Genomic DNA, 14,222 nt, shown 5'->3' on the forward strand with positions numbered 1-14,222 from the left:
TCGGGAACGGCCGATGCGTGCGCGAGTCAGTCGAGACCGAGCATCAGCCCGATATTCTGCACGGCTGCGCCGGACGCACCCTTGCCGAGATTGTCGAGGCGGGCGACCAGGACCGCCTGCCGATGGGTCTCGTTGCCGTAGACCCGCAATTCAAGGCGGTCGGTGTCGTTCAGCGCTTCCGGCTCGATGCTCTCGGTGCAGTCGGCCGGGACCACCCGCACCAGATCCTGGCCCTCGTAATAGGCCACCAGGGCCGCCTCGAGATCGGCGGCGCGAGGGGCTCCCGGCAAGGTGTCGAGGTGGAGCGGCACGCTCACCAGCATGCCCTGGCGGAAGTTGCCGACGGACGGGATGAAGATCGGCCGGCGGGTGAGCCGGGCATAGGTCTGCGTCTCCGGCAGGTGCTTGTGCCCGAGGCCGAGGCCGTAGAGCAGGAACGGCTCGCCCTGTCCGGCCTCGTAGGACTCGATCATGCTCTTGCCGCCGCCGCTATAGCCGCTGACCGCATTGATGCTGACCGGATGATCGGGCGGAAGGATCCCGGCCTCCACCAGGGGACGGATCAGCGCGATGGCGCCGGTCGGATAGCAGCCCGGATTGGCGACCCGCCGCGCCTGACGGATGGCCTGCGCCTGGGCCGGCTCCAACTCGGCGAAGCCGTAGGCCCAGGCCGGATCGACCCGGTGCGCGGTGCTGGCATCGAGAATGCGGGGGCCGCCGCCCGGCAGGGTGTCGGCCAGCGCCACGGTCTCCTTCGCGGCCGCGTCGGGCAGGCACAGGACGACGAGGTCGACCGCCTCGAGCAGCGTCCGCTTGACGGCCGCGTCCTTGCGGCTCTCATGCGGGATGCTCTTCAGGGTGACGCGGCCCTCGCGCTCGAGGCGCTCGCGGATGCCGAGGCCCGTGGTTCCGGCCTCGCCGTCGATGAAGATCGTGGGCTTGTGCCCCGTGCCGCTCTCGCTCATGGCCACCTGACATCCTTCTCGCCGCGTCGCTGAGGAATGATCCTGCGCCGACCTGCCGGAGCGACGTGGCCGGGACGCTTCCTCAAGTCAATGTCTTGGCCCCCGCGCGACTAACGCATGATGACAGTCGATCAAGCCTGTGTATCCCGGTCCCGGACCTGGAACGGGGCGCGCGACCGACCGGTTGAGGCATGACGAGACGTTCCATCGAGGTCATGCAGATGTCAGCCAGCGCGGAAAAGACCGATCCCAAGCTCTGGGACAAGGTGAAAAAGCAGGTTACGGACTCGGACAAGGGCGGCAAGCCGGGCCAATGGTCGGCGCGCAAGGCCCAAGCGGCCACCAAGGCCTACAAGGACGCCGGCGGCGGCTACAAGGGCAAGAAGTCCGAGGACAACCACCTGAAGCAGTGGACCGAGGAGGAATGGGACACGAAGTCCGGCGAGAAGAGCGGCGAGACCGGTGAACGCTACCTGCCGAAGAAGGCCCGCGAGTCGGTGTCGAAATCCGAGTACGACCGCTCGACCCGGAAGAAGCAGGCCGATTCGGCCAAGGGCAGGCAGTTCTCCAAGCAACCGGCCGACGTCGCGAAGAAGACCGCCGCGGCACGGAAATCGACCCATGCGGGATCAGGCCGGACCAAGGCGGACCTGATGAAGGCGGCCCGGGATAAGAACATTCCCGGCCGCTCGAAGATGTCGAAGGGCGAACTGGAGCACGCCCTGCACGCCTGACCGATCAGGCCTCCGACAACGTCAGGCGATCAGCTCACCCCAGGAGGGCTTCCACAGGTTCTGGGGATCGATCACCACGATCTCCAGGCCGCCCTCGTTGGCGACGTGGACGGCCACCCCGAAGGCCTGCGCGATGGGCATGGCGCCGGTGGTGCTGAACAGGCGGCCGTCGGCGAGCTTGACCTCGCCCGTCTGCGCGCCGCCGGTCTCCGCGAGGCAGAGGGTGACGGCGGAGGCGTCGGGCCGGGTGACGCGTCGGAAGGGCTTCGCCATGGGGATCCGTGTCTCTCTGCGGCGGCTCAAAAGGCGGCGGCTCAAAAGGAAAGGGCGGCCGAAGCCGCCCTGCCCAGATACATCGTGACGGAGCGCCTCAGCGCTTCGAGAACTGGAAGCTGCGGCGAGCCTTCTTGCGGCCGTACTTCTTGCGCTCGACCACGCGGCTGTCGCGGGTCAGGAAGCCCTCGCGCTTCAGCGGAGCGCGCAGCTCCGGCTCGTAGTAGGTCAGCGCCTTGGACAGGCCGTGGCGCACGGCGCCGGCCTGACCCGAGAGACCGCCGCCATGCACCGAGACGGTGATGTCGTACTGGTCGACGCGGTTGGCGATGGTGAGCGGCTGACGCAGGATCATGCGCAGCACCGGACGGGCGAAATACACCTCGACGGCGCGGCCGTTGACCACGACCTTGCCGGTGCCGGGCTTGATCCAGACGCGGGCGACCGCGTCCTTGCGCTTGCCGGTGGCGTAGGCGCGGCCCTGGGCATCGAGCTTCTGGACGTGGACCGGAGCGGCGTTCTCCGGCGACTCGACGTTCGCGCGGTTCAGGTCGGAGAGGGACTGAAGGGTCGCCATGATCAAGCGCTCACGTTCTTGCGGTTGAGGCTGCCGACGTCGAGCGCCTGCGGCTGCTGGGCGGTGTGGGGATGCTCGGAGCCCTTATAGACCCGGAGGTTGCCCATGATCTGGCGGAAGAGGGGACCACGCGGGAGCATGCGCTCGACGGCCTTCTCCACGACGCGCTCGGGGAAGCGACCGTCGAGGATGAACTTGGCCGTGCGCTCCTTGATGCCGCCCGGGTAGCCGGTGTGGTGATAGTACACCTTCTGCTCGCGCTTGCGGCCGGTGAACTTCACCTTCTCAGCATTGATGACGATGACGTTGTCGCCGCAATCGACGTGGGGCGTATACGCGGGCTTGTGCTTGCCGCGCAGGCGCATGGCGACGATGGAGGCGAGCCGGCCGACGACCAGGCCCTCCGCATCGACGATGATCCACTTCTTGTCGACGTCGGCGGGCTTCAGAGAAAAGGTCTTCATCCCGTGGCGTTCCGTATGGTGTCTGAACAAAACGATGCGCCGCCGCGTGCGGGACGCGGCGGCGTTGACGGTTCCTCTAGGGACATGCATCGGATTCGTCAACCCGCTTCGTTCAGGTTTTGGGTCCTCGAAAACCCGAAAAGCGCAATTATTCGAAGCGTTTCGGGCATGCGGTACCCAAATACCGCAGGCCGGATCAGCGGTCCGCCTTCTCGCCCGCCGTGGTCAGGTCGATGTAGCGCAGCGTGGTCGGGCGCACGAGTTCCCGCACCTTGCGGGCCATCGCTTCCTCCTCGCGGAGCGATTGCTGGAAGCCCGTGAGGGCGGTCTGCTGCCCAGCCGCCTCGCCGATGGCGATCAGCGATTCGTAGGCGGCGATCTCGAAATTTTCGAAAGCGTGGTTGGCGTAGGCGTTCTTCAGGATCTCGTCCTGCGCCGGCGTATGGCCGAGGGCCATCATGTTGCCGACGAAGCCCAGCACGCCCTCCTTGATGGTCGAGGGACTTTCCGAGAGGCTGTGCAGGGCCTCCTCGATCCGGGTACGCTGACCGTGGGTCTCCTCGATATGGCAGCGCAGGGCCTGCTCCATTTCGGGATAGCGCTGCAGACGCTCGACCTGACGCTCCATGATCTGGAGCGCCTGCATCTCGAGCGCATGGGTATTCTTCAGGGCGGTCACGTAAATTTCGCGCGTATCGATGGTCACGTGGAAGATCTCCTCGTCGTCGCGAATGCATTCGCAGTCGTCACGAGAAGATCAGAAGCTGGGCTCCTGTTCCGCATAGCGGGTTGGCATTTGTTATAGACCAGTCCGCGACAAAGCATCACCGGGACCGAACCGGTGCGATGTGTAGACGAACGGTTCAGCTTGCTTGACGCGCTCGCGCTCAGGCCGGTTTGAGGCGGGCCAGTTCCGCCTCGGCGGCGAGCGCCCGGGCCTTCCATTCGTCGCGCTCGGCCTCCGCGGCACGCGCCGCGATCTCGGCCCGCTGCGCCTTTGCAGCCTGCGTGGCGGCCAGGGCTTGGGCTCGTTCGCGGGCGCGGGTCTCGCCAGCCATCTGCACCTTGAGGTCTCGCGGCGTGGCCATCGGGGCAATCCTGAGGGTGAGCTGGAATTCGGGCGGGGGCGCCGGTTCGATGCCGTGCCTTCCCGCGCGGCGGCACCCGGGTCAAGCTCGGGCCGCGAAACACTCACACGCCGAGACACCGGAGGGTCAGCAGGTCGTCGAGGCTGAGATCCCGGCCGAAGACCAGGGGACGCCAGACCGGAAGCGTCGCCAGGACGAGTCCGGCCGCGAGCGCCAGCCAGGGCAGAATCGCCCGCCAGGGCAGGCTCCCCCGCCACGGTATGATCACCCGAAAGGTCCGGGGCGGCATCACGCGCGGGCATTCCGAACAAGAACGAACCCGACGATCAGCATCACGAGACCCCAGGCTAGGAAGCCGAGATCCCACGCGAGCCACTGCGGGGGCGGCACCCGTTCGTTGACATGGTGGACGCCAAGAATTTGGTGGTCGATCAGTCCCTTGAGGGTGTTGAAGAGGCCCCAGCCCATCAGGAGGGTCCCGGCGAACTGCCGGTTCGACCAGCGCAGGTGGCGCGGATGGGCGCTGCGCCACAGCAGGAACAGGCCGAGCACCACGAACACGTAGGTGGCGCTGTGGAAGATCCCGTCCCACAGGGTGTTGCGCTCGAGGTTCTCGATCGAGGTGATCGGGTACCAGCTGCTGACCATATGGTGCCATTGCAGCACCTGATGCAGCACGATGCCGTCGAAGAAGCCACCGAGGCCGAGGCCGAACAGCAAGCCGGCCGCGATGGGGAAGCGAGGCGCGTCCGGGCCGGGGACGGCGCTTCCGGGGCCAAGGGGCGAGGGGCTAACCGGAGCGGTCATGCGATGCCTCATCGGGGACGGGAGCCCGCGTCCGTCATGCCGGCGGCGCACGGGACACCAGGTGTTGGAAGCCGAGGACGATCGCGGCGAAGACCACGGCGCCGAGACCGGTCGCCACCGGCGCGAAATCGGGTCCGACGAGCACGAGGGACGAGCTGCGCCCCGACAGGGTGTCGGCGGCGGCGAGCAGGACGCCGACGATGCTCTCGCCGACCAGGAAGCCGGACGCGATCAGAACGCCCCGGCGCCGGGCCAGGGTCTCGGCCTCGTCGGAGCCTGGCCCGGCGCGGAGCCGGCGGCGCGCCAGCCAGCCGATCACGCCCCCGACGGCGATCGTCACCACCACTTCCAAGGGCAGGTAGATGCCGATTCCCACCGTCAAGGCCGGGAAGGAAAGCTCGCGCCGGCGCAGGAGCGTCTCGATCACCACGAAGACGACGCCGAGGGCGGCGCCGACCAGCACCATCGTCCAGGGCAACTCACCGTGGACGATGCCGCTGGCGATCTGGGTCATCAGGGCGGCTTGCGGCGCCGGCAGGGCGTTGCCCGGCTCCATCCCGGGCCGGGGCAGCGCCTGCGCGAAGCCGTAGGCCTGATACAGCAGCGACAGCAGGGGGGCGATGACCAGGGCGCCGACCGTGACCCCGGCCATCAGGGCCACCTGTTGGCGCCAGGGGGTGGCATCGACGAGCTGCCCGGTCTTGAGGTCCTGCAGATTGTCGTTGGCGATCGAGGCCGTCGTCACCACGACGGCGGCGAGGAGCAGCGCCAGCCCGATGACGAAGCGGTCGCCCTCCGGCCCGGCGGAGCGCCCGATCAGGAGGGGGATCAGCAGCGCGGAGACCAGAGTGGTGAGAATGCCGATGCCGGAGATCGGGCTGCTCGACGAGCCGAGGAGCCCGGCGAGGTAGCCGCAGGCCGCCGCCATCAGGAAGCCGAACAGCACGGCGAACACGGTCGCGACCGCGACCACGGCGATGTGCAGCGCCCCGAGATCGGCACCCGAAGCGAAGATCCAGAACAGCCCGGCCAGAAGGGCGGCGAGGCCCAGGGTCGCGCCCGCCACCCAGGTGATCGGCAGGTCGCGTTCCTGGCGGGGGATCTCCGCGCCGCCCGTCCGCGCGCTCGCGAAGGCGGCCTTCATGCTGCCGGCAATCTGGCGGGCGAGACTCGCCACCGTCCAGAGGGCGCCGACCGCGATGATGCCGGCCCCGATCAGCCGGACCTGATCCGACCAGACCGCCCGTGCGGCGGCATCCGCGCCCTCGCCGGAGGCGGACCCCAACGCGGTGAGGACCGGCACGGCGACACCCCACGCGATGGCGACGCCGGTGAGAAGGGCAAGGCAGGCGCCGAGCCCGACGAGGTAGCCGACGCCGACCAGGGCCAGGGAAAAGCCAGTGCCGAACCGAAACAGCGCCGATCCGACCGCCACGGTGGCGTGCATCCCGTCGGCCAGGACCCGGAAGCCCGTGGTGGACAGGCCGACGAGGCCCGCCAGCGCCGCCGCGCCGAGGAGCGGACGCAGGCCGCCGCGGGGCGCCGCATCGCCGGAGCTGTCGCCCGCGCGCAGCACCTCGGCTGCCGCCGTTCCTTCCGGGTAGGGCAGGCCGGCGCCCATCACCAGGGCACGGCGCAGGGGGATCGAGTACGCGATTCCCAGAAGCCCGCCGATCAGGCAGAGGCCGGTGGTCTGCCAATAGGGGAAGTCGCTCCAGTGGCCGATCAGCACGAGCCCGGGCAGCACCAGGATGACGTTGCACAGGGTGCCGGCCGCCGAAGCCTGGGTCTGAACGATGTTGTTCTCGAAGATGTTGGCGTTGCCCACCAGCCGCAGCACGCCCATCGACAGCATCGCGGCCGGGATGGAGGTCGAGAACGTCACCCCGGTCTTCAAGCCCATGTAGAGGTTCGCCGTCATGAACACGACGGTGATCACGGCCCCGAGGAGCAGACCACGCAGGGTCAGCTCCGCCGCGTGCGCCGGTGGGGTCTTCACGAAACGGGAAACTGCATGGAACGGCTCGCGGTGAGGGTGGCCCGGTCGGCGGCGGAGCGGCGGAGGGGCAGAAGCGAGGGACCGAAAACCTGTGCACGCGGACCTGAGTCACCGGGTCCGACCGCACGGTCCCGGCGCCGCCACGCCCCGACATGGTGCGGAACCCGGCTCGGCCTGCAAACCACATAGGTTACCGGGCGGACGGCCCGTGACAGGCAGCCACGGGCCTTCCCGAACCCGCCACCGAGGCGGGCCGCTCGATCGCGATCCTGATGGAACGCTCATGACATGCGGCCGCACACCCGCTCGAATCCTCACGCGTCCGGGTGCAGTTCAGGCGGGCGGTCCCGAGGATGGATCGCGCCAGCCCCGAACGCCCATGCCCGCTTCGCTCATCCCTCCGGCCCCCGCGCTCCCGGACATCGACGGGGGCACGTCGTGCTTCGTCATCGGCCAGGACCGGCAAGGATGCTGGGTCGCCGCCGAGATCCACGGCCGCGCCGGAGGCCTGTTCCGCAGCCGCCAGGACGCGCTGCATTACGCGGTCGATGCCACGGCCCACCGGCCGGACGCAGTGCGGATCGCGGCCGACGGCGTCGAACTGCATCTCGGCGGGACCAGCGCCGTCGCCCTCGATCAGCGGGCCGGGCCGCCCTCGTCGTCGGGGGCGCGCAGCCGGTAGCCCACGCCGGTCTCGGTGAGCAGGATCCGCGGGCGCTCCGGATCGGCCTCCAGCTTCTGGCGAAGCTGGCGCATGTAGACCCGCAGGTATTGCGGGTCGGACGAGGTCGAGACCGCGTTCATCAGCTGGGCATGGGTCAAGGCCTTGCCGGCATGCTGTACCAGGACGCGCAGGAAATCGTATTCCCGCGGGGTCAGCTTCACCTCGACCCCGTGGACGCGGACGATGCGGCGCACGAGGTCGACGCTGAGGCCGTCGACCGCGAACACGGCGCGCTCGCCCTGGACCGCGAGCTGGTGACGCAGGGCCGCCCGCAGGCGGGCGAGGAGTTCGCCCATGCCGAACGGTTTGGTGACGTAATCGTCGGCGCCGAGATCGAGGGCCTCGACCTTGCCGGACTCGTCGTCGCGGCTCGACAGAACCACGACGGGCAGGTCGCGGTGGTCGGCGCGGATGCGGCGCAGGAGATCGTGCCCCCGCATGTCCGGCAGGCCGAGATCGAGGATGATCAGCGCGATGGTCTCGCGCGCCAGAATGTCGAGGGCCGTGCGGGCGTTCGGCGCCTCGAACACGGTGTAGCCCTGCGTCGCCAGCCCGGTGCGGAGGAGCTTGCGGATGGGCGGCTCGTCGTCGACCACCAGGATGCCGAGGCTCATGCAGCGGATCTCATGTGGCGAATCTCATGCGGTGAGGCTCATGCGGTGAATCTCATCGGGCGCGACTCATGCGGCAATGTCCGGTGCGCGGCCGCCGTCCACCGGAACCGGCAGCACGAGAGTGAAGACGGCACCGGCGCGATCCGGGCGGTTGGCCGCGCTCAGGGTCCCGCCCATCGCCTCGACGAAGCCGCGCGCGATGGCAAGGCCGAGGCCGGTCCCGGCCCGCACGCTGTCGGCCTTGCGCACCCGGTAGAACTTGTCGAACACCCGCTCCTCCTCGCCCTCGGGCAGACCTTCGCCCTCGTCCAGCACCTGGAGGCGAACGCGCATCGGGCCGCCGGCGCGCTCGGACGTCACGCGGGCCGCGACCGTCACGGTCGAGCCCGCGGGCGCGTATTTCGCCGCGTTGTCCATGAGGTTGACCAGCACCTGCTCGAACAGGACGGGATCGAGGCGCAGGGCCGGCAGGGCATCGGGAAGATCGAGCACCACCCGGTGTCCGCCGAGGATCGCGCCAAGACGGCGAAGGGCGGTGTCGACGATCTCGGCGACGTCCTGCGGCGTGAGGTTGGCCGCCACCGCGCCGGCCTCGAGCCGGGTCATGTCGAGCAGGTTGACGATGAAGCGGTTCAGCCGCTCGGATTCGGCGATGACCGTCGCCAGCAGGTCGCCCTTGGCCTCGGGGTCCAGCACGGTGTCGAGGTCTCGCAGGGTGGTGGCTGCGCCGAGGACCGCGGCGAGCGGGGTCCGCAGATCGTGCGAGATCGAGGTGAGCAGGGCCTGGCGCAGCCGGTCCGTCTCGGCGTCGCGCGCCGCCCGCGCCAGGTCCTCCACCAGCCGGACCCGCTCGATGGCGAGCGCTCCCATATCCGCCAGGGCGTCGAACAGGCGGCGATCCTCGGGGGTCAGGATCGGCCCGGTGCCGTCGGTATCGAGGCCGATGACGCCGATGGGTCCGCGGCCGGTCCGTGCCGGCAGGAACAGGCGGCGGGCGCCCGGGAGGGTGTCGGCGCCGCGCCCCGCCGGCCGGTCGTTGGCGAAGGCCCAGCGCGCAGCCGCGAGATCGGCCGCGTCGAGCCGGTCCTCGGGCGGATAGCCGGCCCGCACCGCGATCGAATCACCCTCGGGCAGCAGCAGCACCACCCGCACCCGCAGCATCGTGGCGATCTGGGCCGAGGTGGCCCAGAGCACGTCGTCGAGGGTGCCGCAGCCCGAGAGCTTGCGGCTGAAGCCGTAGAGGCGCTCCGTCGCCCGCGCCCGGCGCTGGCTGATGACCGCGACCGTGCGGGCCCGCGCAGCGAGGTTCGAGACCAGAACCGCCACCAGGGTGAAGAGCAGGAAGGCCGCGACGTTGGTCGGGTCGGCGATGGTGAAGGTGTAGACCGGGGGCAGGAAGAAGAAGTTGTAGGCCAGCGAGGCGGCGACCACGGCGGCGAGCGAGGGCCACAGGCCGAAGCGCGCCGCCACCGCCACCACCGCCGTCAGCAGGAACAGGTCGGCGTTCTCGACTCCGAGATAGGGCTTCAGCGCCAGCGCGAGGCCGAGGCCGGCCAGCGTCGCCAGCGCGGCGAAGCTGTAGCCGGCCCTGTCGAAGCCTGTCCTGTCGAAGCCTGCCCCGTTGAAGCCTGTCCTGGCCGGAGCGGTCGCCACCGGTCTGGCGGAGGCAGGGGCAGCGGCCATCTCGCCGGCGACGACGTGGATGCTGATGACGCCGCTGCGCCGGACGAGATCGTGCACCACGGAGCCGTGGACCAGCTCGAACCACCAGGACCGCGTCGCCTTGCCGACGACGATGTGGTTGACGTTGGCGGTGCGGGCATAGGCCAGCAGGTCGTCGGCGACCCGCCAGCTGCCCGGCAGGGTCACGGCATCGCCCCCGAGGCGGTCGGCAAGGCGCAGGGCCTCGGCGACCCGGTCGCGGTCGGCCTCGCTCGACCCGAGGCTGCGCGTGCCCTCCACGGTGACGGCGGTCCACGGCGCGTGCAGACGATCGGCGAGGCGTTTGGCGTAGCGCACCAGCCCGGCCGAGCGGGGGTCCTCGCTGACACAGACCATCACCCGCTCGCCGGCGCTCCACGGCCCCGCGATGGCGTTGGCCTGCATGTGACTGAGGAGTTCGTCGTCGACGCGGTCCGCAGTGCGGCGCAGGGCCAGCTCGCGCAAAGCGGTCAGATTTTCACGGACGAAGTAGTGCCGCAGGGCGCGCTCCGCATGGGCGGGCTCGTAGACCTTGCCGGCCTTCAGGCGCTCGATCAGGTCGGCGGGGTTGAGGTCCACCACCTCGATGTCGTCGGCCCGGTCGAGGATGACGTCCGGTACGGTCTCGCGCACCCGGATACGGGTGATCTGGGCCACGACGTCGTTCAGGCTCTCCACGTGCTGGATATTGAGGGTGGTGTGCACGTCGATGCCGGCATCGAGCAGTTCTTCCACGTCCTGGTAGCGCTTGGGGTGCCGCGAGCCCGGCGCGTTGGTGTGGGCGAGCTCATCGACCAGCGCCAAGGCGGGTCGCCGGGCGAGCAGGGCGTCGAGGTCCATGTCCGCGAGGATGCCGCCCGAATGGCCGACCTGACGGCGCGGCACCACCTCGAAGCCTTCGACAAGGGCCTCGGTTTCGCTTCGACCATGGGTCTCCACCAAGCCGATGACGACGTCGGCCCCGGCCTTCAGACGCGCCCGCCCGATGGTCAGCATCTCGTAGGTCTTGCCGACGCCGGGGGCGGCGCCGAGGAAGACCTTGAGACGCCCGCGACCGGCCGCGTCCCGGCGTGCCCGGTCGAGCAACGCGTCGGGGGAGGGGCGCTGGCGCTCGCGTCCGTCCTCCATCATCGGGGCCATCTCATCCTGTGCATCGGTCCGACCGGATTATTGCCGGAGGCCGGCGTCCAAAGCGAGGTTCAACGCCAGGACATTGACGCGCGGCTCGCCGAGGAGGCCGAGGGTCCTGTCCTCGACCTGGGCGGTGACGAGGGCGCGGACACGGTCCTCGCTCACCCCGCGGGCGCGGGCCACGCGCGGCACCTGGAACAGGGCGGCCTCGGGCGATATGTCCGGATCGAGGCCGGAACCGCTGGCGGTGACGAGATCGACCGGCACGGTCGCGCCGGGATTCTCCGCCGTCAGGGTCGCGAGGTCGCCCTTCACCCGCTCGGCCAGAGCCGCGCTGGTCGGGCCGAGATTGGAGCCGGCCGAGTTGGAGGCGTTGTAGGCCGACGGGACGGTCCGGGTCGCGTCGACCGGATCGGCGGCGACCGTCGCCGAGGGGCGGCCGTGGATATAGCGCGGGCTGGTGAAGGACTGGCCGATCAGGCTTGAGCCGACGACGGTCCCGTCGCGGGTGATCAGACTGCCGGCGGCCTTCCCGGGAAACAGCGCTGCGGCGAGTCCGGTCATGGCCAGCGGGTAGGCGAGGCCGGTGATCGCCGTAAGGAGGACGAAGAGGACGAGGGCAGGGCGAAACGAGGCGAGCATGGGAACCACTCGGGTTGGGAACGCGGGACGGGTCAGGCGAGGTGGAGAGCGTTCACGGCCAGATCGATCGCCTTGATGCCGACGAAGGGCACGAGGATGCCGCCGAGGCCGTAGACCAGCAGGTTGCGCCGCAGGAGGGCGGCGGCTCCGACGGCCCGATAGGTCACGCCCCGGAGCGCCAGCGGGATCAGCGCAACGATGATGAGGGCGTTGAAGATGATCGCCGAGAGGATCGCGCTCTGCGGCGAGGCAAGCCCCATCACGTTGAGCGCCTGGAGCTGCGGGTACAGCGTCAGGAACATCGCCGGGATGATGGCGAAGTACTTGGCCACGTCGTTGGCGATCGAGAACGTGGTCAGCGCCCCGCGGGTCATCAGGAGCTGTTTGCCGATGCCGACGATCTCGATGAGCTTGGTCGGATCGCTGTCGAGATCGACCATGTTGCCGGCCTCGCGGGCCGCGACGGTGCCGGTGTTCATGGCGACTCCGACATCGGCCTGAGCGAGGGCCGGGGCGTCGTTGGTGCCGTCGCCGCACATGGCGACGAGCTTTCCTTGCGACTGCTCCTTGCGGATCAGCGCCAACTTGTCCTCCGGGGTCGCCTGAGCGAGGAAGTCGTCGACGCCGGCTTCCGCAGCGATGGCGGCGGCGGTCATCGGGTTGTCGCCGGTGATCATCACCGTGCGGATGCCCATGCGGCGCAACTCGGCGAAGCGTTCGCGGATACCGCCCTTCACGATGTCCTTCAGGGCGACGACACCGAGCAGCCGCCCGTCGCGGGCTACCGCCAGGGGCGTGCCGCCGGCCTTGGCGATGGTCTCCGCAAGGGCGCGGACCTCGTCGATCGCCGCCAAGTTTTCGGCCGGCCGGTCGGCGAGGGCGGCGTTTGAACCACCTCGCGCCAGGATCCGCTGCGGCGCCAGGATCGGCTGTGGCGCCAGGGCGGCGATCACCGCCTCGACCGCGCCCTTGCGGATGGAGGCGCCGTCGAGATCGACGCCGGACATGCGCGACTGCGCCGTGAAGGGCACGAAGGTGGCGTTGAGGCTGGCCATGTCGCGGGCGCGGAGGCCGTAGCGATCCTTGGCCAGCACGACGATCGAACGGCCCTCGGGAGTCTCGTCAGCGAGCGAGGCGAGTTGCGCCGCGTCCGCCAGGTCCTGTTCGGCGACGCCGGTCACCGGCCGGAACTCGGTGGCCTGCCGGTTTCCGAGCGTGATGGTGCCGGTCTTGTCGAGGAGGAGGGTGTCGACATCGCCCGCCGCCTCGACGGCGCGGCCCGACATGGCGAGCACGTTGAAGCGCACCAGGCGGTCCATGCCGGCGATGCCGATGGCCGAGAGCAGCGCCCCGATGGTGGTGGGGATCAGGGTGACGAACAACGCGACCAGGACCACCAGGGGAATGGCGCCGCCGGCATAGCTGGCGAAGCTCGGGATGCTCGCCACCGCGAAGACGAAGACCAGCGTCAGGCCCGCCAGCAGGATGTTGAGGGCGATCTCGTTCGGGGTCTTCTGGCGCGACGCGCCCTCGACCAGCGCGATCATGCGGTCGACGAAGGTGGAGCCCGCCGCCGCCGTGATGCGCACGGTGATCACGTCCGACAGCACCTGCGTCCCGCCCGTCACCGCCGAGCGGTCGCCGCCGGATTCCCGGATGACGGGTGCCGATTCGCCGGTGATCGCCGCCTCGTTGACGGAGGCGACGCCGGCGACGACCTCGCCGTCGGAGGGGATGAGGTCGCCGGCCTCCACCAGGACGAGGTCGCCGACCCTCAGGTCGGTCCCCGGCACCGCCTCCCAGACCGCGCCGGCGCCGGTGAGACGCTTGGCGGTCATCTCGGTGCGGGTGCGGCGCAGGCTGTCGGCCTGAGCCTTTCCGCGCCCTTCGGCCAGGGCTTCGGCGAAGTTGGCGAAGATCAGCGTGAACCAGAGCCAGAGGATGATCTGGCCGGAAAAGGCCAGCCCGGGGGCGCCCGTCGCGAGGTCACGCACGAAGAGCACCGTGGTCAGGGCGGCGACCACCTCGACCACGAACATCACGGGGTTGCGCACCATGATGCGGGGATCGAGCTTGCGCAGCGCGCCGACGAGCGCGGGCCCGACCAGCGCGGGATGGAACAGAGAGGAGGCAGGACGAGGCATGGCAGGACGAGGCATGGCGGGGATGTCCACGAAAAATCGCGAAAAGGCCGGGCGCGGTGCGCCAGGTGCATGAGGCGGGGGCGTCAGGCTCGGGCGTAAGGCGGGTCAGAGAGCGCGCGCACGGCTCGCGAGATCGAACGCCGCCATCAGCGCGAGGGCGCCCAGGAGGGTGACCCCGAGCAGGGCCAGGATCAGATCCGAGAGCCGGACCGGCCCGCCTCCGGATGCGGGCGATGCGGGACGGGAGGCCGATGTCGGCCCATCCGGGTGACGCACTGCCGGCGGACGATGCGGCCAGTGCCGGGGACGGTGCAGGAATTGGCGCCGGGGACGGCGCGACGGGATGGCGGCGCGCATGG

The 14,222-nt window shown here is 69.8% G+C and carries 16 protein-coding genes; 2 read left to right on the top strand and 14 right to left on the bottom strand.

Annotated features, from left to right (window positions below; all coding sequences use genetic code 11):
* Positions 1–26: 26 nt before the first annotated feature.
* Positions 27–965, bottom strand: coding sequence for an N-acetyl-gamma-glutamyl-phosphate reductase (gene argC / locus ASF57_RS08360; protein WP_056482739.1), 939 nt, complete (start codon positions 963–965; stop codon positions 27–29).
* A 221-nt stretch (positions 966–1,186) separates the two neighbouring features.
* Between argC and ASF57_RS08365 the strand changes: the two genes are divergently transcribed.
* The gene (locus ASF57_RS08365) at positions 1,187–1,699 is read left to right on the top strand and encodes a hypothetical protein (protein ID WP_056482743.1); all 513 of its coding nucleotides are present in this window, start codon (positions 1,187–1,189) and stop codon (positions 1,697–1,699) included.
* A 21-nt stretch (positions 1,700–1,720) separates the two neighbouring features.
* Here ASF57_RS08365 and ASF57_RS08370 read toward each other — a convergent pair whose 3' ends face one another.
* The 8 genes from ASF57_RS08370 to ASF57_RS08405 all read right to left on the bottom strand — a co-directional run bounded on the left by ASF57_RS08370 (position 1,721) and on the right by ASF57_RS08405 (position 6,907).
* The gene (locus ASF57_RS08370) at positions 1,721–1,972 is read right to left on the bottom strand and encodes a hypothetical protein (RefSeq protein ID WP_056481888.1); all 252 of its coding nucleotides are present in this window, start codon (positions 1,970–1,972) and stop codon (positions 1,721–1,723) included.
* 97 nt (positions 1,973–2,069) lie between these two features.
* A complete protein-coding gene (gene rpsI / locus ASF57_RS08375) occupies positions 2,070–2,549 on the bottom strand; it encodes a 30S ribosomal protein S9 (RefSeq protein WP_056184579.1) in 480 nt (159 codons plus the stop codon).
* Positions 2,550–2,551: 2 nt separating this feature from the next.
* Positions 2,552–3,013, bottom strand: a complete 462-nt coding sequence (gene rplM, locus ASF57_RS08380; protein ID WP_056184577.1) for a 50S ribosomal protein L13 — start codon at positions 3,011–3,013, stop codon at positions 2,552–2,554.
* Between the two features lie 196 nt (positions 3,014–3,209).
* Positions 3,210–3,719, bottom strand: coding sequence for a ferritin-like domain-containing protein (locus tag ASF57_RS08385; protein ID WP_056481891.1), 510 nt, complete (start codon positions 3,717–3,719; stop codon positions 3,210–3,212).
* Between the two features lie 181 nt (positions 3,720–3,900).
* A complete protein-coding gene (locus ASF57_RS08390; protein ID WP_056184573.1) occupies positions 3,901–4,101 on the bottom strand; it encodes a hypothetical protein in 201 nt (66 codons plus the stop codon).
* 103 nt (positions 4,102–4,204) lie between these two features.
* Positions 4,205–4,390 (bottom strand): hypothetical protein, encoded by a 186-nt coding sequence (locus ASF57_RS08395; RefSeq protein ID WP_056481894.1) that lies wholly within the window; start codon positions 4,388–4,390, stop codon positions 4,205–4,207.
* Positions 4,390–4,908: a DUF2243 domain-containing protein gene (locus ASF57_RS08400; RefSeq protein ID WP_056481897.1), complete on the bottom strand. Its 519-nt coding sequence runs from the start codon at positions 4,906–4,908 to the stop codon at positions 4,390–4,392. The genes ASF57_RS08395 and ASF57_RS08400 overlap by 1 nt, the downstream gene beginning before the upstream one ends.
* A 34-nt stretch (positions 4,909–4,942) precedes the next feature.
* Complete coding sequence (locus tag ASF57_RS08405) at positions 4,943–6,907, bottom strand: oligopeptide transporter, OPT family (protein WP_056481900.1); 1,965 nt, start codon at positions 6,905–6,907, stop codon at positions 4,943–4,945.
* 379 nt (positions 6,908–7,286) lie between these two features.
* On the opposite strand from ASF57_RS08405, the gene ASF57_RS08410 reads away from it, so the two are divergent.
* Positions 7,287–7,589 carry an RAG2 PHD domain containing protein gene (locus ASF57_RS08410; protein WP_338011506.1) on the top strand — a complete coding sequence of 101 codons (303 nt, stop codon included), beginning with the start codon at positions 7,287–7,289 and terminating at the stop codon, positions 7,587–7,589.
* On the opposite strand, the gene ASF57_RS08415 is transcribed toward ASF57_RS08410, so the two are convergent.
* From ASF57_RS08415 to ASF57_RS26210, 5 genes are all read right to left on the bottom strand, one after another.
* Complete coding sequence (locus ASF57_RS08415) at positions 7,544–8,245, bottom strand: response regulator transcription factor (protein ID WP_056481903.1); 702 nt, start codon at positions 8,243–8,245, stop codon at positions 7,544–7,546. The genes ASF57_RS08410 and ASF57_RS08415 overlap by 46 nt on opposite strands.
* 66 nt (positions 8,246–8,311) lie before the next feature.
* Positions 8,312–11,077 carry a sensor histidine kinase KdpD gene (locus ASF57_RS08420; RefSeq protein ID WP_056482747.1) on the bottom strand — a complete coding sequence of 922 codons (2,766 nt, stop codon included), beginning with the start codon at positions 11,075–11,077 and terminating at the stop codon, positions 8,312–8,314.
* A 36-nt stretch (positions 11,078–11,113) separates the two neighbouring features.
* Positions 11,114–11,719, bottom strand: coding sequence for a K(+)-transporting ATPase subunit C (locus ASF57_RS08425; protein ID WP_056481906.1), 606 nt, complete (start codon positions 11,717–11,719; stop codon positions 11,114–11,116).
* Between the two features lie 32 nt (positions 11,720–11,751).
* Positions 11,752–13,863: a potassium-transporting ATPase subunit KdpB gene (gene kdpB, locus ASF57_RS08430; protein ID WP_056481909.1), complete on the bottom strand. Its 2,112-nt coding sequence runs from the start codon at positions 13,861–13,863 to the stop codon at positions 11,752–11,754.
* 105 nt (positions 13,864–13,968) lie between these two features.
* Positions 13,969–14,220 (bottom strand): hypothetical protein, encoded by a 252-nt coding sequence (locus ASF57_RS26210; RefSeq protein WP_056481912.1) that lies wholly within the window; start codon positions 14,218–14,220, stop codon positions 13,969–13,971.
* Positions 14,221–14,222: the final 2 nt, after the last annotated feature.

The organism is Methylobacterium sp. Leaf117 (assembly GCF_001422985.1).
Taxonomy (GTDB): Bacteria; Pseudomonadota; Alphaproteobacteria; order Rhizobiales; family Beijerinckiaceae; genus Methylobacterium.